The organism is Blautia sp. HA8986 (assembly GCF_056504635.1).
In genome coordinates this window covers 1,269,572-1,291,790 of the sequence record NZ_JBWLUQ010000001.1, presented here as the reverse complement: position 1 = coordinate 1,291,790, position 22,219 = coordinate 1,269,572, and the positions used below count along the sequence as shown (strand labels likewise).

At 42.6% G+C, this 22,219-nt stretch carries 31 protein-coding genes and 2 tRNA genes; 29 read left to right on the top strand and 4 right to left on the bottom strand.

Features of this window, described 5'->3' with window-relative positions:
* Window positions 1–43: 43 nt before the first annotated feature.
* The 10 genes from AC04Q4_RS05980 (at window position 44) to AC04Q4_RS05935 (ending at window position 8,143) form a co-directional block, all read left to right on the top strand.
* On the top strand, window positions 44–235 hold the full coding sequence (locus tag AC04Q4_RS05980) for a hypothetical protein (protein ID WP_117591502.1): 192 nt from the start codon (window positions 44–46) through the stop codon (window positions 233–235).
* Window positions 236–450: 215 nt separating this feature from the next.
* Window positions 451–708 (top strand): hypothetical protein, encoded by a 258-nt coding sequence (locus tag AC04Q4_RS05975; RefSeq protein WP_476388700.1) that lies wholly within the window; start codon window positions 451–453, stop codon window positions 706–708.
* Window positions 709–728: 20 nt separating this feature from the next.
* A complete protein-coding gene (locus AC04Q4_RS05970) occupies window positions 729–2,351 on the top strand; it encodes a PBSX family phage terminase large subunit (RefSeq protein WP_476388699.1) in 1,623 nt (540 codons plus the stop codon).
* On the top strand, window positions 2,344–2,511 hold the full coding sequence (locus tag AC04Q4_RS05965) for a hypothetical protein (RefSeq protein ID WP_476388698.1): 168 nt from the start codon (window positions 2,344–2,346) through the stop codon (window positions 2,509–2,511). Before AC04Q4_RS05970 ends, AC04Q4_RS05965 begins: the two co-directional genes overlap by 8 nt.
* Before the next feature lie 5 nt (window positions 2,512–2,516).
* Window positions 2,517–3,962: a phage portal protein gene (locus AC04Q4_RS05960; RefSeq protein ID WP_476388697.1), complete on the top strand. Its 1,446-nt coding sequence runs from the start codon at window positions 2,517–2,519 to the stop codon at window positions 3,960–3,962.
* A 251-nt stretch (window positions 3,963–4,213) separates the two neighbouring features.
* Window positions 4,214–5,668: a hypothetical protein gene (locus tag AC04Q4_RS05955; RefSeq protein ID WP_476388696.1), complete on the top strand. Its 1,455-nt coding sequence runs from the start codon at window positions 4,214–4,216 to the stop codon at window positions 5,666–5,668.
* A 2-nt stretch (window positions 5,669–5,670) separates the two neighbouring features.
* Window positions 5,671–5,835: a hypothetical protein gene (locus AC04Q4_RS05950; protein WP_476388695.1), complete on the top strand. Its 165-nt coding sequence runs from the start codon at window positions 5,671–5,673 to the stop codon at window positions 5,833–5,835.
* A 387-nt stretch (window positions 5,836–6,222) separates the two neighbouring features.
* Window positions 6,223–7,452 carry a phage minor capsid protein gene (locus AC04Q4_RS05945; protein ID WP_476388694.1) on the top strand — a complete coding sequence of 410 codons (1,230 nt, stop codon included), beginning with the start codon at window positions 6,223–6,225 and terminating at the stop codon, window positions 7,450–7,452.
* Entirely contained in the window at window positions 7,452–7,841 is a 390-nt protein-coding gene (locus AC04Q4_RS05940) for a hypothetical protein (RefSeq protein WP_476388693.1), read from the top strand. Before AC04Q4_RS05945 ends, AC04Q4_RS05940 begins: the two co-directional genes overlap by 1 nt.
* Window positions 7,838–8,143 carry a CTP synthase gene (locus AC04Q4_RS05935; RefSeq protein ID WP_120062206.1) on the top strand — a complete coding sequence of 102 codons (306 nt, stop codon included), beginning with the start codon at window positions 7,838–7,840 and terminating at the stop codon, window positions 8,141–8,143. The genes AC04Q4_RS05940 and AC04Q4_RS05935 overlap by 4 nt, the downstream gene beginning before the upstream one ends.
* Window positions 8,144–8,401: 258 nt before the next feature.
* Here AC04Q4_RS05935 and AC04Q4_RS05930 read toward each other — a convergent pair whose 3' ends face one another.
* The 4 genes from AC04Q4_RS05930 to AC04Q4_RS05915 are packed head-to-tail and all read right to left on the bottom strand — an operon-like array spanning window position 8,402 to window position 9,710.
* A complete protein-coding gene (locus tag AC04Q4_RS05930) occupies window positions 8,402–8,569 on the bottom strand; it encodes a helix-turn-helix domain-containing protein (protein WP_476388692.1) in 168 nt (55 codons plus the stop codon).
* 3 nt (window positions 8,570–8,572) lie between these two features.
* On the bottom strand, window positions 8,573–8,866 hold the full coding sequence (locus AC04Q4_RS05925) for a hypothetical protein (protein ID WP_476388691.1): 294 nt from the start codon (window positions 8,864–8,866) through the stop codon (window positions 8,573–8,575).
* Window positions 8,854–9,393, bottom strand: a complete 540-nt coding sequence (locus AC04Q4_RS05920; protein WP_476388690.1) for a hypothetical protein — start codon at window positions 9,391–9,393, stop codon at window positions 8,854–8,856. The genes AC04Q4_RS05925 and AC04Q4_RS05920 overlap by 13 nt, the downstream gene beginning before the upstream one ends.
* Before the next feature lie 20 nt (window positions 9,394–9,413).
* Complete coding sequence (locus AC04Q4_RS05915; protein ID WP_476388689.1) at window positions 9,414–9,710, bottom strand: hypothetical protein; 297 nt, start codon at window positions 9,708–9,710, stop codon at window positions 9,414–9,416.
* A 149-nt stretch (window positions 9,711–9,859) separates the two neighbouring features.
* On the opposite strand from AC04Q4_RS05915, the gene AC04Q4_RS05910 reads away from it, so the two are divergent.
* From AC04Q4_RS05910 to AC04Q4_RS05820, 19 genes are all read left to right on the top strand, one after another.
* Entirely contained in the window at window positions 9,860–10,330 is a 471-nt protein-coding gene (locus tag AC04Q4_RS05910) for a hypothetical protein (protein WP_476388688.1), read from the top strand.
* Window positions 10,323–10,544 carry a hypothetical protein gene (locus AC04Q4_RS05905; RefSeq protein WP_118037082.1) on the top strand — a complete coding sequence of 74 codons (222 nt, stop codon included), beginning with the start codon at window positions 10,323–10,325 and terminating at the stop codon, window positions 10,542–10,544. The genes AC04Q4_RS05910 and AC04Q4_RS05905 overlap by 8 nt, the downstream gene beginning before the upstream one ends.
* Window positions 10,545–10,595: 51 nt before the next feature.
* Window positions 10,596–11,375 (top strand): hypothetical protein, encoded by a 780-nt coding sequence (locus AC04Q4_RS05900; RefSeq protein WP_476388687.1) that lies wholly within the window; start codon window positions 10,596–10,598, stop codon window positions 11,373–11,375.
* A gap of 110 nt (window positions 11,376–11,485) precedes the next feature.
* The gene (locus tag AC04Q4_RS05895; RefSeq protein ID WP_476388686.1) at window positions 11,486–11,908 is read left to right on the top strand and encodes a hypothetical protein; all 423 of its coding nucleotides are present in this window, start codon (window positions 11,486–11,488) and stop codon (window positions 11,906–11,908) included.
* Between the two features lie 11 nt (window positions 11,909–11,919).
* A complete protein-coding gene (locus tag AC04Q4_RS05890) occupies window positions 11,920–12,474 on the top strand; it encodes a hypothetical protein (RefSeq protein ID WP_118034918.1) in 555 nt (184 codons plus the stop codon).
* Window positions 12,475–13,055: 581 nt separating this feature from the next.
* A tRNA-Met gene (locus AC04Q4_RS05885) sits at window positions 13,056–13,127 on the top strand.
* A gap of 128 nt (window positions 13,128–13,255) precedes the next feature.
* Window positions 13,256–13,339, top strand: a tRNA-Gln gene (locus AC04Q4_RS05880).
* A 77-nt stretch (window positions 13,340–13,416) separates the two neighbouring features.
* Window positions 13,417–14,049: a phage scaffolding protein gene (locus tag AC04Q4_RS05875; protein ID WP_476388685.1), complete on the top strand. Its 633-nt coding sequence runs from the start codon at window positions 13,417–13,419 to the stop codon at window positions 14,047–14,049.
* An 80-nt stretch (window positions 14,050–14,129) separates the two neighbouring features.
* Complete coding sequence (locus tag AC04Q4_RS05870; RefSeq protein WP_476388684.1) at window positions 14,130–15,296, top strand: hypothetical protein; 1,167 nt, start codon at window positions 14,130–14,132, stop codon at window positions 15,294–15,296.
* Between the two features lie 23 nt (window positions 15,297–15,319).
* Window positions 15,320–15,817 (top strand): head-tail connector protein, encoded by a 498-nt coding sequence (locus tag AC04Q4_RS05865; protein WP_476388683.1) that lies wholly within the window; start codon window positions 15,320–15,322, stop codon window positions 15,815–15,817.
* On the top strand, window positions 15,804–16,130 hold the full coding sequence (locus AC04Q4_RS05860; RefSeq protein ID WP_476388682.1) for a hypothetical protein: 327 nt from the start codon (window positions 15,804–15,806) through the stop codon (window positions 16,128–16,130). The genes AC04Q4_RS05865 and AC04Q4_RS05860 overlap by 14 nt, the downstream gene beginning before the upstream one ends.
* Window positions 16,131–16,140: 10 nt before the next feature.
* Window positions 16,141–16,410, top strand: a complete 270-nt coding sequence (locus AC04Q4_RS05855) for a phage holin family protein (RefSeq protein ID WP_476388681.1) — start codon at window positions 16,141–16,143, stop codon at window positions 16,408–16,410.
* A gap of 16 nt (window positions 16,411–16,426) precedes the next feature.
* Window positions 16,427–16,888, top strand: a complete 462-nt coding sequence (locus AC04Q4_RS05850; RefSeq protein WP_476388680.1) for a hypothetical protein — start codon at window positions 16,427–16,429, stop codon at window positions 16,886–16,888.
* A gap of 1 nt (window position 16,889) precedes the next feature.
* Window positions 16,890–17,381 (top strand): hypothetical protein, encoded by a 492-nt coding sequence (locus AC04Q4_RS05845; protein WP_476388679.1) that lies wholly within the window; start codon window positions 16,890–16,892, stop codon window positions 17,379–17,381.
* Window positions 17,371–17,871 (top strand): hypothetical protein, encoded by a 501-nt coding sequence (locus AC04Q4_RS05840; protein ID WP_118669928.1) that lies wholly within the window; start codon window positions 17,371–17,373, stop codon window positions 17,869–17,871. The genes AC04Q4_RS05845 and AC04Q4_RS05840 overlap by 11 nt, the downstream gene beginning before the upstream one ends.
* 81 nt (window positions 17,872–17,952) lie before the next feature.
* Window positions 17,953–18,453, top strand: a complete 501-nt coding sequence (locus AC04Q4_RS05835; protein ID WP_476388678.1) for a hypothetical protein — start codon at window positions 17,953–17,955, stop codon at window positions 18,451–18,453.
* 26 nt (window positions 18,454–18,479) lie between these two features.
* Window positions 18,480–18,905 carry a hypothetical protein gene (locus AC04Q4_RS05830; RefSeq protein ID WP_476388677.1) on the top strand — a complete coding sequence of 142 codons (426 nt, stop codon included), beginning with the start codon at window positions 18,480–18,482 and terminating at the stop codon, window positions 18,903–18,905.
* Window positions 18,902–19,474, top strand: coding sequence for a Gp15 family bacteriophage protein (locus tag AC04Q4_RS05825; RefSeq protein ID WP_476388676.1), 573 nt, complete (start codon window positions 18,902–18,904; stop codon window positions 19,472–19,474). The genes AC04Q4_RS05830 and AC04Q4_RS05825 overlap by 4 nt, the downstream gene beginning before the upstream one ends.
* Window positions 19,475–19,489: 15 nt before the next feature.
* Window positions 19,490–22,210 (top strand): phage tail family protein, encoded by a 2,721-nt coding sequence (locus tag AC04Q4_RS05820; protein WP_476388675.1) that lies wholly within the window; start codon window positions 19,490–19,492, stop codon window positions 22,208–22,210.
* Window positions 22,211–22,219: the final 9 nt, after the last annotated feature.

Sequence of the window (22,219 nt, the reverse complement as noted above, 5' to 3'; positions counted from 1 at the left end):
ATGTGGGTCTCTGGTGGAAATAGATTGATGAGAGGTGAGATAAATGGCAAGAAATAGGTATCCAGGAACTTGTTATTGTTGCGGTAAAAAAGTTCCAACAGGTTATGGACATTTCGAAAGATATAAAGGTGGCTGGAGAATCAAGTGCGTAAAATGCGCAAGTGGTAGAGTTGTCAGAGATTCTGATAAAGAGGTAAAGCGAGCAATAAGATTAAGGGAGGAAAAATATGATTGATTTAACAGGAAAAAACGTATTTGTAAGAACGCGGGAAGAATATTTGAGTGTTCTGAAAATGGCAAAGCAATGAATAAAATTAGAGAGTCGGTATTTACCGGCTCTTTTTAGCGCAAAATTCCTCAAACATGTACCACAACTTTTCTACTGACTTGTGATAGAATATACTCAGAAGTGTTACTATGGGGTTTTATAGCCAGAAATGAGGTGATAATATGGCGAACTTAAAAGCAGTTACAAGAAAACTTCAAAAAGCTATATTATCCACCGGAGTAGTCATAAAAATCGGAACATCGCAATTCTATAGTCATGAGCAGGAACGGTTGATAACAGTAACGATCATATCAACACCTACACTTCACCTCACAAAAAGGGGCAAATGGAAGGATTGTGATTATGAAATATTACGAACTGCATCCCAGTATGATGTGGTCATGTGCCTTAAAGAAATATGGGAGGCGGTCAGAAAATGAGGATAGACAGAGGTGATTAGATGGACTTAACGCCTAAGCAGAAAGCGTTCGCAGATGAATATATAAAAAATGGCGGGAATGCATCTGATGCCGCGAGAAAAGCTGGATATGCCGAGAAAAACGCAGAAGTAATAGGAGCACAGAACTTAAGAAAACTTAATATTTCAGCATATATAGCTGAAAAACAGTCTCTCATTGAAAAGCAAAAAGGCACTGACATTATGTCACTGGCAGAGATTCAACAACGCCGCTCCATGATCGCAAGAGGTGAACTGACTGATTCATTCGGATTTGCTCCGGACTTCTCAGACCAGCTAAAGTCCATGAATGATCTGGAGAAAACATTAAAGATTAAGCAAGAGCAGGAAGAAAAGAAAGCAGCAGAGGAAGCTGCTAGAAATGCAAAGCCGTATCACATGGATCTGTATAATATTCCTGATTGTTTTCACTGGGCTATTAGAGATATTCGAGATAAGGAACATCTGGAGTATGTGTTTAAGGGCGGACGTGGATCCACGAAATCAACCACTGTTGGAATGACTATAATAGAGTTGATGAAGAACAATCATGACATTCATGCTGTGGTTTGCCGTAAGGTCGGGAATACAATTAAAGATTCTGTGTATAACAAGATCAAATGGGCTATTGGAAAACAGGAATTCACAGAAGAATTTGATTCTAAGTTATCACCTATGGAGATTACATTAAAAGCAACCGGACAAAAGATATACTTCCGTGGTGCTGATGACCCTGACAAGATTAAATCCATTAACCCTGAGTTCGGATATATTGGTATTCTCTGGTTTGAGGAGTTGGATCAATTCGCGGGACCTGAGGAAATTCGTAAGATTGAACAGTCCGCCATCCGTGGTGGAAACCTTGCATGGATATTTAAAAGCTTCAATCCACCAAAAACAATGAATAACTGGGCTAATAAGTATGTTCTCGAACCAAAAGAGAACAGAATAGTTCATTCATCAACTTACTTGGACGTGCCAAAAGAATGGCTAGGACAGCCATTTATTGACGAAGCAGAGCATCTGAAAGAAGTCAATCCAAACGCTTATGAACATGAGTACATGGGAATTGCGAATGGAAACGGTGGAAACGTATTTGAATATCTGGAGATTAGAGACATTACAGATGAAGAAATCAGTCGCATGGATCGTATTTTCGCTGGCGTAGATTATGGATGGTACCCGGACGCCTTCTGCTATCTCAGGACCTATTACGATTCTGCTAGGGAGAAGATATATCTGATTGACGAGTTGTATGTAAATAAATGGAGCAACTCCAAGACCGCTGATTGGATCAAGAAAAAAGGTTATGACGATTATACAATGATATGTGATTCTGCGGAGCCTAAGTCCGTGAACGACTTCCGGGATGCCGGGCTTCCTGCCAGAGGAGCAATCAAAGGACCGGGCAGTATCGAGTATGGTTTTAAATTCTTGCAAACAAAGACCCTTGTCATTGACCCGAAGCGGACACCGAACGCATACAAAGAAATTACAGAATATGAGTATGATCGAGACAAAGAGGGAAATGTAATAAGCGGTTATCCTGACGGAAACGATCACGCAATCTCGGCACTTAGGTATGCTTATGAGCCGTTATTTAACAGGAGGGGGTACAGTGCATAAAATGTTAGATAGGTACTTTTCAGATAAAATAAATAAATTCTTAAACATCGGTTTAAAAATATATGGATCATCTGACATTAACGAAATCTTAAAAGTTGTAGAATATGAAGACATTATTGTGCGAGATACTTCTGTAAGATGGATGGATTTTAAAAGGTAGATTAAATGGGACTTATAACAACACTAAAAAGGTGGTTTAACATGATATTCAAAAAACAAGCCGAAGAGGACTTTAATATCCAGGCGGCAGAGTTTCCAGAAATGGAATCACTGATTAACCGGTGCGCGAACATTTACAGGGGAGTACCGGAATGGTTAGATGACAAGAATAATATCAAGACAATCAATTTCGCGAAATCTGTCTGCTCAGAGACAGCTCGGCTCGCAACACTGGCGATCGGTATTCAGATCGATGGCTCCGCAAGGGCAGCATGGTTACAGGAACAGATTGACAAGGTATACTTCCAGATTCGGCACTGGGTAGAATACGGCTGTGCTTACGGAACCGTGTTCATTAAGCCGAACGGAGAGAGCCTTGACTTATTTACTCCGGCAGATGTGATGATTGTGGATTATGATAATCAGGAAATCAAAGGGATTATATTCAAGGACTCTTATACTGTTGGACGAAAATACTATACACGGCTTGAATATCATAGATTTGTTGAGACAACAGTGAACGGCGTAACGGCCTACCCGTACTACGTTTCTAACAGAGCCTATGTATCAAAATCCCCTCAGTCAATCGGCGATAAAATCGACCTTAAACAGACCAAATGGGCTGACCTCATGGCAGATACGCCGCCGATTCTCAAGGCAAATGGCGAGAAGTTGGACGGACCTCTATACGGAGTGTTGCGGACACCGCAGGCGAACAATGTAGATATCAGTACACCACTTGGACTTCCAATATTTGCCGAAGCCATCGAAGAATTGAAAGATCTCGACATTGCATACAGCAGGAACGCTGGAGAGATTTTTGATTCGCAGAAGATTGTTCTGGCTGATGATAGGCTGCTGATGCCAAGCGGTACACCTGTAGCAGCCATGTCACCGCAGGGTATGGAGAACAGACGTAATGAGATGAACTTACCGCACTTTGTCAAGAATGTATTCGGGCAGGACGAGAAAGAGTTCTATCAGGAAATCAATCCAATTCTCAACACAGATACTCGTATAAGCGGCATAAATGCCATTTTAAGCCAGTTAGGGTACAAGATTGGATTCTCCAACGGGTACTTTGTTTTTAACGAATCTAGCGGCATTCAGACGGCTACAGGAGTAGAAGCGGAACAGCAGAGGACAGTGCAGTTCGTCAAGGATGTAAGGGATAAGTTGGAGTCTTGCTTGGATGAAGTTATTTACGCATTGAACGTTTATGCTGATCTGTACGGGCTTGCACCTGTTGGGGCTTATGAAGTCAATTATGATTTCGGAGACATTCTGTATGTGCGCGAAAACGATCGTGCAAGATGGTGGCAGTATGTGACAACTGGAAAAGTTCCGGCATGGATGTACTTCGTGAAGTTTGAAGGAATGACCGAAAGCGATGCGAAAGCAATGGTCAAAGAAGCTCAACCAGACGAGCCAACATTATTCGGAGAGGAGTAAAAAGATGGCAGATAAACCAGTAACGCGAGAAGAAAAGTAACTCGCATATCTGACAGGCGATTATACAGGCGAAATCCCGAAGCCGATCACACGAAAAGAGAAGTATCTGTATAAACTCTGTATAGACGGAATCGGAACCAGCAAAGAAGCTATAGCAGAAGCGGTACAAACATACCTGTCCGACAAGGGTGTTGGACTTAACATGGATGCTGATGGCTATGTGAGTTTGAAAGCAACGGAGGGAAACAATAATGGCTGATGTATTTAAAGGAATAATCACAGCAGACGGGAAGAAGAGACAGTTGCCTTACGGCGCAGTGTTGAAAACGCCTATTTCTGATGAAACATTGTCTATACAGGGCGGCTTTGCAGATGCTAAAGTAGTAGGGGACAAATTTAAGGAAGCAAAGGCAGAAACTGATTCGTTAAAGGAAGATTTATCCAACAAAATTACAAAGTTCTACACATCAAATCAGGGTGAAACGAACATCACTGATTCCGACAATGGCAAGATTCAAGATATGATGCTGTATGGCAAATCATCACAGGATGGAACACCAACGCCAGAGAATCCAGTTGAGATCAAGAGCGTGATGAATCCGACAGTGAAGGTTTGTGGGAAGAATTTCTATCCCGGTAGTGATTTGATTGGATTGACAAAAGCATATGTTACGGATTTTATGCCTGTTATTTTACACAAGGGGAAAATTTGTATTTCTTTTGATGCGTTTTCAGATACAAGTGATGGCAAATACCTTGTTAGTGTGCAATACTTTGACGCAAATAAAGAAAACATTGGTGGTAATGGCGATGCAAATATAGTAGGAAATAACATTTCCCATGCGAAGGTTGAATTCAATGGAGCGAACGCTGGAAAAAATCATGAAACAATCAATTTACAAAATGTTTTATATGTAAAAATTATGTTTTATATTTATAAGGCTACAGCTACCGAAATTACATACAAAAACATAATGATAAGTGCCACTGATTCCGATTTTGAACCATACAAACCTATTCAGACCGTCACTCTCCCTTACTCCCTCAACGCAATCCCTGTAAATTCAGGCGGTAACGTCACAATCAACGGACAGCAGTATGTTGCGGATTATGTGGATGAGGAACGGGGAAAGTTGGTGAGAATGTGCAAGGAGGTTGAATATAACGGTGATGAAAGTTGGGAATTGCAATCGGTAAATGCAAATAATATTGCTAATTTTAGACTAAGTGGTGTAATGGCGTTAGAAAGCAAAGGACTAAGCAATAAATTATTGTTGCAAAATACTTTAATTGCGAATACAGATAGTGAGGGATTCTTTATAAATAATATATTTCAGTTATATATCAGAATTAGCAAAAACAGAAACATCTCTACAGTAGCCGAATTTAAGAATTTTTTATCAAAAAATCCTATTCGTATATTATTAGCATCCGCCACACCAGAAGAAATAGACCTCACACCAGAAGAAATCGCCGCATTCAAAGCACTTGCCACATACTACCCAGTAACCAACATCAGCGTCAATTCAGAACAGCTTGACGGATATACTGTATTCAATTATCCAATTTCAATGGAAAACGGTTGGAACTATGTTAAACAGCAACTCAACGACAATCGTGATTATATCTATGATATGGATACACAATCAGCAGAAGCCTACGTTAACAGCGAATACGCAGTAGCACTTACAGAATTGGAGGTATGATTATGTTATATAGAGCATTATTAAAACTTAAAAAAAGAAACGGTCTGACAGACGATTTAAAGAATAAGATTGATATTTTCTTTGCAACGGGCAGGATTGCAGAGGAACAGTACAATGAGCTGATGGATGTTAATAAGGAAGAAGAACCGAAAGCGGAAACTACTTAACTAAAGAAGGCTTTAGTGAATTAAGTAAAAAAAAGTGGGGAGGATTAAAACCCCTCTCCACTTTGCAATAACATTATTAACAGCCAGAATCTTCTTGCTTAGATACAGCAAATGTCCTCACTGTATTTGCACCAGGAACATTGCCATCATTAATGCACTTAGCCATGCGAAGCATAGATATAATTTGTGATGAAGACGGATGTTCTTTGCCGCAGTTTGGACAAATTACCTTTTCCGTGTTAATTTGTTCATTTACGTAGTAGTTGCAATTACAAGTGCAATAGACTTTTAATTTTAGAAACATTTTTGCGACACCTCCTTAATAGGTTGATTGTAGCATATTTTCCAAACATGTACCACGACTTTTGACGAAAGAGGTGATATATTATGCTTAGTCCAGAATATTTACGGCAAATTACAGAGGGCAGTGAACAGATTGCAGAAGAACTGCATCAGTATATCATCTCTGAGATCGTGTCGAGGATGATGGCAAGAATCGGTAGAGGTGAGGACTATATTCTAACCAATGCTGATGCGTGGAGAATCAGAACGCTACAGGAATCCGGTGAACTGCTAGAGAACATTCTGGCAGAACTATCCAAATACACCAAACGCGAACAGCAGGAACTCCTTGAAGCGTTTGAAGATGCCGGAATCACTGCGATGAACTACGACGATAAGATATACAAGGCGGCAGGATTAAGCCCTGTACCGCTCGAACAGTCTCCAGCAATGATAAGGCTCATGGAGCGGAATATGAATCACTGTTTAGGAGATTGGAAGAACTTCACACGGACAACCGCAAGTGCCGCTCAGAGGCTCTATATCGAACAATGTGACCTTGCGTATAACCATGTAATGTCTGGGGCAGTTGGATATACGCAAGCCATCAAAGAGGCAGTTAATAATGTTGTGAGTGATGGTGTTACTGTCACATATCCATCCGGTAGAAAAGACACGATTGAAACAGCAGTAGCACGTTCTGTCAGAACTGGCGTGGCTCAGGCTACGGGAGATATATCCCTAAAACGCATGGAAGAAATGGACTGGGATTTAGTTCTGGTCAGTGCTCACATGGGAGCCAGAACAGGTGACGGCGGTGAGAACCCGGGAAATCACGCATGGTGGCAAGGAAAGATATACTCTCGTTCTGGCAAGAGTAAGAAATTTCCGCCGTTCTCATTGACCGGATATGGAACAGCAAGCGGACTGTCAGGAGTTAACTGTCGGCATAGCTTTGGGGCAAGTGACGGGGAATTTAATCCCTATGCAGAACTATCGGCACAGGATAAAGCCAACAAAGGCAAACAGTACGAAAAAGAGCAAAAACAACGTACTTACGAACGCAGGATCCGAAGAACTAAAAGAGAAGTCATAGGAATGCAAGCGGCGGTTGATAACTGCAAGGACGAACAGGCAAAATTCGCATTACAGCAAGACCTTGACCGGAAGTCTTATCTTTTGCAGAAACAAAATGCTGCATACAAAGATTACTGCAAGCAGAATGATTTAAGAGAGCTGCAAGACCGACTTATGATAGCTAAATGGAGCCGCCAGAACGCCGCAAAAGCCAGAGGAGCGGCAAAACGATATAAGACAGCAAAGGGGATTGACTGATGGACAGATGGGAATATTACAATCCGAATCCTGTTAAGGATAAGAGAACAGGAGATTGCGTTGTCCGAGCAATATGTAAGGCAACTGGCTTCGACTGGGAAACGGTTTTTACCGGATTAATGATACAGGCATGTACTCTGTCAGATATGCCATCAGCTAATTACGTTTGGGGAGCGTACCTTTACAAACATGGGTACAGACGCAAACTGATTGAGCAATCAGAACGGTATATCTATACAGTCAACGACTTTTGCGCAGACCATCCGACAGGCACGTACATTCTCTGCATAGATGGTCATGTGGTGACGGTACAAGAGGGCAAATATTTCGATACATGGGATAGTGGTAATGAGATCCCGGTATATTACTGGGAAAAGGAGAATAAATGAGCATATCAGAATTTGTACAGATTTTCCTCTCTATCTGCGGAGGGGTGTCCATTGTCGGAGGGGCAGCAGCTGTAATCTTTAAGTGGATTACACCGGCATTCCGACTTAATAAGCGAGTTGAGACACTGGAAGAACATGATAGACGAGATTATGAAAGTCTTCGGAGAATTGCGGAACGCGATTCATTGATTCTGGAAGTACTATCAACCATGCTGGATAGTCAGATCAGTGGGAATAATGTGGAAGAATTAAAAAAAACAAAACAGAAGCTTACAAATTATCTTGCGCAGAATCAACGTTAGCATTAATAAGGGGTATGCTCATGAAATTATATGTGTTCACAAAGAAAGATATAGACAGATTCTTGATAGAGTGTAATTTCACACCGGACGAAGAAAGACTGTTCCGGCTGAGATGCAAGGAATATACGCTCGAATACTGTGCTGAACAGATGAACGTGAGCATATCAACAGCAAAGCGGTTAAGCCGGAGGGTGAACAATAAAATAATTAAAGTATGCTAAAAAGTAAGGAGAGGATTTTCTACCCTCTCCCATTTTTTTAACAAAAATCTTCTTTTACAATCCTTTCAAGTAGTTTTATCACATATTCTGGAGGATTACGTTTACCACCCTCCCAGTTTTCAATTGTCCTTTTGGGAATTTTGTACTTATCAGAAAAAGCTTGTTGGCTTAATCCGGAAATAAAACGGATTTCTTTGATGTTCATACTTTATTCCTCCACTTCTTTTAAAAAATATCTGTGGCCTTTTCCACCATGGTCAAGCGCATAAAAACAAGGCTTTTCATTACCTTGAAGAACTTCATTTATTTCATAGCCTTCACCCCATGGAGAGGTCACCATGGTTTTCCCCATTCGATTCTCGTAGAGTTCCCAGCCTTCCGGGACTTCTACTTCCATTTCATCCCAGCAAGTAGCTGTGGTCCCTGGTATTCCGTATGTGTAAACGTTTCTTTTTTCTGCTGATAAGCAACCATAATTACAATATATTTTTAATATTTGCATTTACTGAATTCCTCCATTAATTTATTCCAAAATTCCGGATCTATATCATCGTGCGACATCAATGCAAACGTATTGGAATTATATCCAAGCAATCTGCAATTACGCATAATATCATGCGTTGTAACTTTATCTGCAGCCAGAAGCGCAAGTAAAGGATTTTCTTCTTCTTTTTGCTTTTCTTCTCTTGCATATTCCTCTGCTCTTACAAGCACCTGATGAGCTTTTGATTCTGCTTTCCGTGGTTCATGCCCATTAATTTGATCTCTAATATCTTCAAAAAGCCCATACCAATCACCGTCTTCCGGAACATCTTCCGTGATACAGCAATGATCATCAATTAATACGGCATATTTTTTTGCCCCGTCAATGTTATATTTGATGACATTATTTCGTAATTCACCGCCAGGACTTACAGGAAGGTAAGTATATTCAATTCCTTTTTTCTGCAATGCTTTTTCGAATTGTCCATCAAGTTCGACAAATTGATGAATTACTTTTGCGCCATAATGCGTTAACTCTGTAGCCATTTTTCTTTCCTCCTTATTTTTTATGCTGCGACATACTCTCCACTAAGGTTATCTACATATCCAAGTTTGATTTCTTTCTTGCAGTTCCAAGCGTTTGTATAAATCCTTGTTTCGATATATGTACGGTTCTTTCCGTATTTAATCCAATCGTTTGCGAATACTTTGTAATTCCATCCAGAATTTTTTCCAATTTCTTCAGCTTCCATCATGGCTTTTTCAATGTGCCATGCAGCTTTCAATGCAACGCTCATTGTCACGTTAGCTGTTCTCTTAATATTCCATGCGTTTCTCATGACGTTTCTTTTATCGTACTTCATAATGCTTACCTCCTGAATGTTTTCATTTCCTCTTTCTGATATTATAATACCACTCAACGGGTGACATGTCAATACTTTTTTGATACTTTTTTGAACTTCTTAGTTTAATACTTCTGTGCAAAAATATAATCAGAAAGGCGGTGTATAAGATGGCATTATATAACAATCCTTATCAATATAGTTTTGGTGTCCCTGGGCAGATGAACCAGTTCCAGCAACAGCCTGTCCAGATTCCAGCTCAACCAGTACAGCAACCACAGCAGAATAATAGCGGTATCCTGTGGGTATCCGGTGAAGTCGGCGCAAAATCCTATCTGGTAGCACCCGGGACAAGTGTTTTACTAATGGATTCAGAATCAGAAAAATTCTTTATAAAATCCACAGACGTTTCCGGTATGCCACAGCCATTGCGAACGTTTGAGTATCACGAGGTAGGCTCTCAGATGCCGCCTAAACAGCCCGTTCAGAACATGGACAGTAAATACGTCACCAGACAGGAATACGACGATTTAAAGGGCAAATACGAAGCTATCATAAACCGATTAAATTCATTTCCTGAGCCTGTTAGGACTAATGCCGTACAGGAGTCAGCAATCAAGGGAGGAAACGCAGATGAGTAATCCATTATTTAATGCGCTTGGTGGTGGGATGCCGCAGGGAAATGGGCCAATGCAAATGATACAGCAGTTTATGCAGTTTAAACAGAATTTTAAGGGAGATCCGAAAGCAGAAGTCGAGAAAATGTTGCAGTCTGGAAAGATTTCTCAACAGCAGCTCAATCAAGTTCAACAGATGGCAGGACAATTCCAGCATATGTTGAAAGGAATGAAATAGTACATTACAATCTGGCCAGATTGATGTAAATACAATAAAGGAGATTATATTATGGATGGAAATTATAGTTTAGCAGATATTGCCGCTGCTACTGGAAACGGTAGAAATAATGACGGCATGTTTGGTGGAGATGGTAGCTGGTGGATTATTGTTTTATTCATTTTTGCTTTCTTCGGATGGGGAAACAACGGCTGGGGCAATAATGGAAACGGCGGCGGATATGCAGCCACAGCAGCTACTCAGGCAGATATTCAGAGAGGATTCGACAATTCCGCTGTAATTAGCAAACTTGACGGAATCAATAGCGGCCTGTGTGATGGCTTCTACGCCATGAATAACGGTATGCTTACCGGATTTAACGGAATCAACACCAACATCATGCAGACTGGCTTCGGAATCCAGCAGGCTATTAACGCTGACACTGTAGCAAATATGCAGAATACCAATGCACTCCAGGCACAGCTTGCAAACTGCTGCTGTGAAACCAGAGAAGCAATCCAGGGCATAAACTACAACATGGCACAGAATACCTGTGCATTGCAGAACACCATGAACAGTAACACAAGAGACATTATCGACAGCCAGAACGCCGGAACAAGGGCAATCCTTGATTACCTGTGCAACGAGAAGATTTCCAACTTACAGGCTGAAAATAACGACCTCAGACGTGCCGCTTCTCAGGATCGCCAGAGTGCATTACTCACAACTGCAATGGCTTCACAGACACAGCAGCTTATTAATGCGATCAATCCAGCACCGATCCCGGCATATCAGGTTCCAAACCCGAACACATATTACGGATGCGGATGCAACACTGGATGCAATTGCTGATAACTTCATATCGAGAGTATCTTTCGATTGATTTCGGATGTCGGCTTATGCCGTATTACACAGAGGGCAGGCTGGGACCTGTCCTTTTGTGATATGAAAGGAGTATTTTTATGGCGGAATTTACAAATGTAGCTGCTCAGACGGTAGCAGCAAAAGGGAATGTAGTATTTTCAAACGTGGCAGTTAAAGGTTCTAACTGCATTCAGCACAGAGAAGGAAGCGGGATCATCACTCTGAGAGGGCTTACTAACCAGTGCAAGGCTAGATTTTTCGTGGACTTCTCTGGTAACATTGCGATTCCAACAGGCGGTACAGTTGGAGCTATCTCTTTGGCAGTTGCAATCTCTGGAGAACCAGTATTATCTTCTCAGATGATTTCCACACCGGCAGCAGTAGACCAGTACAACAATGTGTCTTCCGGAATTTACGTGGATGTGCCTCGCGGATGTTGCGTTAATATTGCAGTAGAGAATACCAGTGATCAGGCTATTTCTGTTGCGAACGCAAACATTGTTGTGACCAGAGAAGCGTAGGAGGTGCAGTTATGAGAGATATCAAGGATTTATGTGCAAGAATTGAAGACGAACTGTCCAAAATTGCTGACAGTGGACTGACCACTGGAAATCTGGAAATGACATACAAACTGATTGATATGTACAAAGATATCAAGAATACGCAGTATTGGGATAAGAAAGTAGAGTACTACAACACTGTCCTTGATGAAATGCGTGGTGGATACAATGACGATTACAGCGAACGCGGAAGAAAGCGCGACAGCATGGGGAGATACAGTTCAAATGACGGCAGAATGATGCCGGATTACGATCGGGGCAGTTCTTATGCCAGACGTGGGGAACATTACGTCAGAGGGCATTACAGCCGTTCTGACGGACGAGACGCTTACGATGACTACATGACACAGAAACAGAGCTATCGTTCTGGCAAATCTGAGGACTGTAAGAGGAAGATGCTTGCCGCATTGGAAGAACACCTTGACGAGCTTACTACAGAAATGAGCGATATGTCCAAGGATGCAGAGTGCAGGGAAGAACGTGATCTTGTCAAGAGATACGTGGAAAAACTTCGGGATATGCTCTAATTGGCTAAAACATGTACCACAACTTTTTGGATACTTTGTGGTAAAATATATTCATAGGGAAGATTCGTAAGTGGTTACAGCCACTTGACATAGACTTTTTTTTCATTGATTCCTCCTTTCACGGGTGCGTGTCCTTAACAGAAAATGCAGTGACCGGATTGTCACATAAGAAGCATGAGGTTGAAAAGCGGATGCAATTTCCGACACGTACCATTGCTGTCTATGCGATCATGTAGACAGTACGCACCTCCTTGTAAAAGGTAAATGGGCAGACGGATGCCCGAAACAACTCGTGGCAGGCATGACACGTTAAACACCTTGCTAACCCGGTACAATCCGGGTTATTCGGAAAGTGCAAGTAACTGGGAACGGCCTGGTCGTAGACTAGGTCTTGGTGGTTCGAATCCATCCTTTCCGCTTGTCTGGAGCCTGAAAGTTTGGCGTGGGAATAGCGCAGGGCGGCGCATGGGAATGTAATTCCGAGTTCCGGACATGTTTGCTGCCTATCGGATTGTAAAGTGGCCTCCCTTAAAGTAGGCAATAAGTGAACGTGCTGAAATGGTTCTTCCAGATATGTACATCGCAGGATAGAGAAGTGGAATCTCACAAGGCTCATATCCTCGAGACCGGCGGTTCGAATCCGTCTCCTGCAATTAATCTGCTTAAAGTTACGCTATCTGTACACAGGTGGTCTATGGCTAGGGTAGATTGCAACATCATGATGCTGATTAGGTTATGTCTTATCCTGCAGACCGATGTTCGGTCCGAAAAGGCACTTCAATGTGGCTTCGCCAAGTGGTAAGGCACCGGGCTTTGACCCCGGGAGAGGAACACTCATTCATTGGTTCGAATCCAATAGCCACAGTTACCCTGCCAGTGGTCTAACTGGCTTAATCCAATACCTGCGGCGGCAGGTCAATAAACACGACCAGGAGGATGTATATGCAGAAACTTATTGACACATTAAAATCATTTGGAATTGAAATCCCGGAGGACAAGCAGGCAGATGTGAAGAAAGCACTCTCTGAGCATTATAAAAATGCTAAAGAAGTAGCAAAAACCCTGTCGAAAGTTGAGGGAGAACGTGATGGTTGGAAAGTACGTGCGGAGACGGCAGAAGAAACTTTAAAAGGTTTTGATGGTATCGACGCGGCTAACATTCAGACAGAGCTTGCTGGATGGAAGAAGAAGGCTGAGGACGCAGAGAAGGAATTCAACGCAAAGATCTATGAACGCGATTTTTCAGACGCACTCAAAACAGCACTTGATGATGTTAAATTTTCAAGCGAAGCAGCAAAGAAGTCTGTTATGGCAGACATTAAAGAAGCCGGATTGAAGCTGAAAGACGGTAAAATCCTTGGATTAAATGACCTGATCGAGCAGATGAAGCAGTCTGACGCATCCGCTTTTGTAGATGAATCTCAGCGGCAGGCTCAGCAGAATCAGGCAAGATTTACCACTCATGCTGGACAGCAGCGGACACCGGGAAACATGACAAAGAAAGATATTGAAGCAATCAAAGACCCGTCCGAGAGACAGGCTGCAATTGCCCAGAACATCCAGTTATTCCAGTGATTTTTTTTACACCGACTATACGACAGAGTATAGCCGCTAACCCAATACCTTAACAATTATGGGTAGAAAGGATTTTTTATATGGCAGCAAAAACTAATCTTATTATGAGTAATGATATTCAGGTCACAGCACGTGAGATTGACTTTGTAACCAGATTCGAAAGAAACTGGGAACACTTACGTGAAATCCTTGGTATCATGCGTCCAATCAAAAAGACACCCGGAGCGGTTCTTAAATCAAAATATGCAGAGGGTACATTACAGAACGGAAATGTTGGTGAGGGCGAGGAAATCCCTTACAGCAAATTCGTTGTAAAAGAAAAACCCTATGCAGAAATGACTATCGAGAAATACGCAAAGGCTGTATCTATCGAAGCAATCAAAGATCACGGTTACGAGAACGCTGTTCAGATGACCGATGATGAATTTCTCTTCCAACTTCAGACCAATGTTACTGAAAGATTTTACAACTATCTGAAAACAGGTACTCTCTCATTCACGGAAACCACTTTCCAGATGGCTCTGGCAATGGCTAAGGGTCGCGTAGAAAACAAATTTAAGCAGATGCACAGAAATGTGACTGGCGTTGTTGGATTTGTAAATATTCTGGACGTGTATGAGTATATCGGAGCAGCTGAGATTTCTATTCAGAACCAGTTTGGCTTCCAGTATGTGAAAGACTTCCTGGGATTTAATACGATTTTCTTACTGTCTGACAGTGAAATTCCGAGAGGAACAGTAATCGCTACACCTGTTGAAAATATCGTTCTGTACTATGTTGACCCGAACGAATCTGATTTCGCAAGAGCGGGTCTTGTATATACTGTATCCGGTGAAACAAATCTGATTGGATTCCATACACAGGGCAATTACCACACAGCAGTGTCTGAATCATTCGCAATCATGGGACTTACCCTCTTTGCAGAATATATTGACGCTGTTGCTGTCGGAACTATCAACACAACTCAGACACTTGGAACTCTCACTGTAAACTCCGCAGCAGGAAGTAAGAGCGGAGATACAAAAGTGACTGTTACTCCGGCAAAAGTAAGCGCAGGAAATGTGTACAAGTACAAAGTTGCATCATCTGAGACTTCCGTAGACTACGGACAGAATGTGAAGAACTGGAGCGCGTGGGATGGAGAATCTGACATTACCGCAACAACAGGACAGGTAATCACAGTGGTTGAGTGCGACAGTACCTATAAGGCGTTGAGTGCCGGACATGCGACTGTAACAGCAAAATGATGATCGACTAGGAGGTAACTGGCATGGCTTATGCAGATTATGAATTTTACACAACTTCATATTTCGGTTCAGTTGTGCCAGAAGCCGACTTCCCACGACTGGCAGAAAGAGCTAGTGATTTCGTGGACACAATGACGTTTGATAGGTTGGTGGGCTGGCTGCCGGAAAATGAACGCTCACAGAAGCGTATCAAAAAGGCGGTTTGCTCATTGACTGAATTAATGTATCAGATTGAGCTTGCTGAGAAGAATGCTACCAATGCCGCTGTGAGTGGTACATCAACCACAATCGGGTCCGGTGGTAGCACGACAGGCATTGTAACCTCTGTATCATCTGGCAATGAATCCATCTCTTACGCAACACCTCAGCAGATTGGAGCAAGTGCGAAGGAATGGAGTGCAGTATACAGTGTTGCTGGAGATACACAGAAAACAAATGATTTACTCATCAAAACAGCTTTACCGCTGTTGATGGGAGTAAGGACGGATGAAGGGATGCCGATTTTATATGCAGGAATGTAATATTAATGTTCTCGGAACGGTTTACAAAATCATTCCGAAAGAACTTAAAAATGCAGATATTGATGGCTACACAGACAATACATCAAAAGAAATTGTTATCAGAACAGACAATGCAAATAACGTTGGCAATTTTGATTCCTTGCAGAAAAAGCAGTTGAGACATGAAATTATTCATGCGTTCTTGTCGGAAAGCGGATTGCAGTGCAACTGGCAACATACGGAGCAGTTCGGACATGACGAAACTACGGTTGACTGGTTTGCTATTCAGTCACCGAAAATTTTTAAAGTATTCAATGAACTTAAATTAATGTGAGGTGACAATAATGGACATTGCAACATTAGGCTCATGCGTAGCAATCGTTATGATTTGCTACATCGTAGGAATGGGCTGTAAAGCATCAGAAAGAATCTCTGATGAATGGATTCCGGTAACCATGGCGATTACTGGTGGGATTCTCGGAGCGGTCGGGATGGGAATTATCCCGGATTTTCCGGCAACGGATTATATCACGGCAGTTGCAGTCGGTATGTTTAATGGATTGTCAGCAACTGGCGTAAATCAGGTTATTAAACAGACAGTGCAGAAAGAATAATTAAGGAGAGGGTATCATGTACGACAAAACATTGACGATTTTCAATTATTATGAGAGTCCAACAACAAGAGATGCGTACTGGTATCCTCATGTTTTATCCGGCGTTGACCTCATTACGGACAAAGGGGCAATCCTTAAGAAGTACGGGCCAGACATAACTGACAACGCGCAGTTGCACGTTCGATACACTGTCCAGAACGGCGATATAACCATTACTGACAGGAATGGTAAGATTCTCCCATATATACCGCCTAAAGAGTGGAAAAGGCAGATTAACAACGCTCTGGAAGACACTATCACATTCTCAGATGAATCGTTCTTCTGGGAGGGTGAGTGGACTGGTGGAATAGTAACCGATGGCGATTATCGGAATGGATTCTACCAGTACATGAACGAGAATAAGGACAACGTGTTCAAGATTACCAGTGTAGGTGGTCCATATACACTGATTCCTCACTTCGAGATTCTTGGTAAGTAATATGAGTAAAATTCATCATTTTAAAGGATTCTCTGTAGTTGACGGAGATATGAAAATAAAACTGAATATGGATAGATTTTCTAGGCAGTACCAAGAAGCCCAGTATCTCCTTGATGGAATGGTTATGGACAGTATGATAGAGTTTATGCCAATGATTTCCGGAGATTTTATTGACCGAACAAGAGCCAAAAGTACATCGATGCAAGGGACTGGATTTGTATGTGCGGCAGCTGCTCCTTATGGACGTTTTCTTTATTTCGGAAAAACTATGGTTGACCCCGCAACAGGCAGTACATGGGCGAGACACGATGCGGAAAAGGTTCTTGTAAGCCAGTATTCCGGCAAGACGAATGCAAAGGAGAATCTTCAATATACAAAATCACCGCATACTCAGGTACAAGCTGAATGGTTCGATGCTGCTAAGCGACAATACGGCAACACATGGATTCGCAAAGTAAAAGCACAGGCAGGAGGTGGCAGACATGGCAGATAAACCTATCGGAAAAGATGCAACTGGATATGAGATTCTGACAGATGCCATGAAAGCACTTCTGAACCAGTATCCGGGACTGTACGAAAATGAAACAATCAAATTTGAGGAACTCGGCAAAGAATCGGGAATTGCGTTCTCAGCAGATAACGGGGCATTGATCTATTCAGAAAAAGAAGATGTTTGTGGAACGATGCACCAAGTATGCCAGTACCCATTTTACGTGGTGTACCGCACAGCATCCGACAAGGAAAGGCAGAAGTTATCTGTTCAGAAGTTCCTGGATAATCTAGGTAAATGGATATGTCGAGAACCAGTTATTATAAACGGCTCTGAGACACGTTTAAATGCGTTTCCTGAGCTTTCACAGGGGCGAGTGATAAAACGCATCACCCGTGACAACTCCTATGGTTTAGAGCCACAGGAGAGTGGTGTACAGGACTGGTTATTGCCATTATCGGTGCGCTACGAAAACACTTATGAAGTAATATAACAAGCAACAACCGGCTATCAATTAGAGACAGTCGCTAACCTACACAGCCTTTTAAAAGTTATGGGCAGAAAGGACATTTCTATGGCAGTTACAGGCAAGATTGACCGTAAATATATGGCTCATTATATCGATGCAGGTTCCCTCTGTGGAGGACTGACACCGAAATATGAGCGTCTTGGAAAAGATCTGGAAGAGTACAACGTCGAACTCAATCCAGATACTGAAACATCTAAAAACATTCTTGGAGAATCCACATTTAAGCATAACGGCTACGAAGTCTCTTCTGATGCTGATCCGTTCTATGCAGACACTACTTCTGATCTGTTTACAGCATTACAGAAAATTGTAGACAACCGTTACCAGGACGACAACCTCAAAACAAAAGCAGTTGAGGTTCATCTCTGGACAGCAGCTACGGCAGGCAAGTATGAAGCGTATCAGCAGGACTGCTACGTTGTGCCGACCTCCTACGGCGGTGATACATCCGGCTATCAGATTCCATTTACCGTTAATTATACTGGCGAACGTGTAAAAGGAAAGTTTGATGTTTCCACCGGAACATTTACAGCTGACAGCGAATAAGTACATATACAAGGAGGGTGTGCCAAATGGCAAAAATAATTAACACCAAAATCGATGATGGAATTTTCATTTTCACATTCACGAATAACGAAGACGAAGTCTTTTCTTCTTTTAAACTGAATCCGACCGATATCAATGTAGCGGCACGTGCGGAGGAGCTGACAGAATACTTTGAGCAGCTTAAAGATTCTATTCAGAAGGTCGATTCCGGTAAAAAAATGGCAGAGCTGAACAAACAGATTGAGGACAAAATCAACTACCTGCTCGGATATGAGGCATCAAAAGACCTGTTCAAAGAGCCGATCACGGCAACCACTGTATTCGGCAATGGTCAGGTATTCGCTTATATTGTTCTGGATAAGATCGCAGAAGCAATTGCGCCGGAAATCGAAAAGAGAAAAAAGAAAATGCAGGCAGCAGTCAATAAGTATACGGAGAAGTATACAAAATGACCGCCTATGAGCTTCCCACCTCACTCAACATCAGTGGGGTGGATTTTTCTATTAGAACGGATTTCCGAGCAATCATTGATATTCTCATAGCTATGAATGACCCAGAACTGGATGAACAGGCGAAAGCAGTTGTTATGCTGCAGATCCTGTTCGAGGACTGGCAGGGTATACCGGCTGAGAGTCTGGATGAAGCTTGTCAGAAAGCATCAGAATTCATCGACTGTGGACAGTCGGACGATAATCCGAACCATCCCAAACCCCGTTTGATGGACTGGGAACAGGACGGAGATATGATTGTACCGGCTGTAAATAAAGTCGCCGGAAAAGAAATCAGAGCCGTACCGTATATGCACTGGTGGACGTTTTTCGGGTACTTTATGGAATCTGGTGAATGTCTGTTCAACACAGTTGTTGGAATCCGGTCAAAAAAGGCAAAAGGCGAACGTCTGGATAAATGGGAAAAGAAATTCTATCAGGAAAACAAAAACACAATTGACATAAAAACACGTCTCAGCGATGAGGAGCAAGCTTATAAAGATAAGCTGAATGAGATGTTGAACCTCAAATAGTTAGGAGGTGGACACATGGCTGCTGATGGCTCAGTCATTATTGATACCAGAATGGACACATCAGGTGTGCAGAACGGAGTATCGGCTATAAAACAGTCATTTAACGGCCTTGGAAGTGCTGTAAAAAAAATCGGTCTGCTGATTGGCGGGGCGTTTGCTGTCGGTAAATTAGTACAGTTTGGGAAAGAGTGCGTGGAACTCGGTTCCGACCTCGCAGAAGTTCAGAACGTGGTTGATGTTACATTTACCACCATGTCGGATAAGGTCAATGAATTTGCAAAGAACGCCATGACCTCAGCCGGATTGTCTGAAACAATGGCTAAACGGTATGTTGGTACATTCGGGGCAATGTCAAAGTCGTTCGGATTCTCAGAAGCACAGGCTTACGACATGTCAACGGCTCTAACACAGCTGACTGGTGATGTAGCATCATTCTATAACATCAGTCAGGACTTGGCTTATATCAAGCTGAAATCAGTGTTTACAGGCGAAACGGAAACACTCAAAGATCTCGGCGTGGTAATGACCCAGTCGGCACTAGACCAGTACGCACTGGCGAACGGATATGGTAAAACAACATCCGCCATGACCGAACAGGAGAAGGTTGCTCTCCGCTTGGCTTTTGTACAGAAACAGTTATCAGCTGCATCCGGAGACTTCATCCGTACTTCTGACAGCTGGGCGAACCAGGTGCGAGTGATGCAGTTGCAGCTGCAATCTCTCAAGGCAACAGTCGGACAAGGTTTGATTAATATTTTCACGCCTGTTCTGAAAGTGATCAATATTCTTCTTGGCAAACTGGCAACTTTGGCGAATGCTTTCAAAAGCTTCACGGAGCTTATCACTGGAAAGAAATCATCAGGTCAGACAAGCGGAAGTGGAGCAGGTCTTACAGGCGATGCAAGTGGCGTGCAGGATACAGCAGACGCTTACGGACAGGCGGCAGACAACGCCAGTAAGCTTGCAGATTCCACAGAAGATGTAGCTGATGCAACAAAAGACGCGGCTAAGGCTGCGAACGGGTATTTGAGTCCACTTGATGAGATTAGTCGGTATTCAACTCAGAATACATCGTCAACAGCAGGCAAAGTCCCGTCCTCAGGAACAGGGTCAGGAGGAAACTCTGGTGGTCTAGCTGGAGCTGTTGGAAATGTTGACTATGGAAAAGTAGCAGAGGGCGAAACTGCGCTGGATAAAATCAGCAAGTCAGCCGAAAAGCTTGCGAAGCTCTTAAAAAAACTCTGGAAACCATTTCAGGACGCTTGGAAAAAAGAGGGTAAAAACACCATTAATGCGGCAAACATTGCTTTGTCGGGAATTGCAAAGCTCGCTAAGAGTGTAGGCAAAAGCCTTGTAGAGGTCTGGACAAATGGCACAGGCACAACGATGCTTACGACCATGCTGAGGATTGCTCAAAACGTGCTTAAAACTATCGGGAACATTGCATCCGGTTTTGCCGATGCGTGGAACAAGAATAATGTCGGGACACAGATTATACAGAACATTGCAGATGCTCTCGTGGTAGTTATGCAGTTTGTTGAGAAAATCGCAGAGGATACGGCAACATGGGCGGCAAATCTGGACTTCTATCCGCTGTTGGAATCTATCAGTAATCTGACAGCGACTTTTGCTCCAATTCTGGAATCCATTGGAAATGTACTTGAATGGATTTACAAAAATATTGTCCTTCCGATGTTGACATGGATTATTGAGGTAGGGCTTCCGACAGTGATTAATCTGGTGTCTGGCTTAGTGGGATTCTTTGCAGACCATCAATCAATCATTGAAGCGTTCGGTGCAGCTCTGATCGGGGCATTCGCAGCGGCAAAGATTGCAGGATTGGCGTCGAGAGTTATTAAGAGCGTGTCTGGGATAGCTATGGCTGCAAAAGGACTTATCACGCTAATGACTGGTACTGGTGGCATCATGGGCGGAATTAAAGCTATTGCAACAGCTATCGGACCAGGTGGAGTCTTTGTCCTTGCAGTCGGCGCATGTATTGCAATCGGCGTTTTGCTATACAAGAACTGGGACAAAATCAAAGAAATGGCTGGAAAGGTATGGGATTGGATTTCTAATAAAACAAGACGTTTTGTTGAGGATATTGGAAAGAAACTCAGAGGCCTAGCTACCAAAATGACGACCATCTGGGGAAACATAAAGGCCAGTGCGCATCAGAAATGGAATGCTATATGGTCTACCGTTAGTGGCTTTGTTGAAAGAATTAAGAACGCTATTGTTGATAAATTCACATCCGCTAAAAACACTGTAGTCAATGTATTTAATGGAATGAGAGATGCTATTAGGTCTGTTCTGAACAATATTATAAGTGTTGTAAATGGTGCTATCAGCAAAGTAAACGGAGTTGTTAGTGCGATTGAATCAGCATTCTCTTTCGGCCCATGGAAAGTACCGACCCCATTCGGTTCAAAGACTATCGGGTTTAAAGCTACTTTTCCAAGAGTACCGACAGTCCCATATTTAGCAAAGGGAGCAGTCATCCCACCTCGAAGCGAATTCCTTGCAGTTCTGGGCGATCAGAAACAGGGCAATAACATCGAGACACCGGAAGCCTTGCTCAGAAAGATTGTTCGCGAAGAATCTGGCGGGCAGCAGAGTGGTGGAAATTATTGTTTTACTGCTCAGATTAACCGAAGAACAGTATTTGATGAAATTATCGAAGAAGCAAAGTTAAGACGTGATACAAGCGGTAGAAACCCGTTTGAACTGGCATAGGAGGTGGAA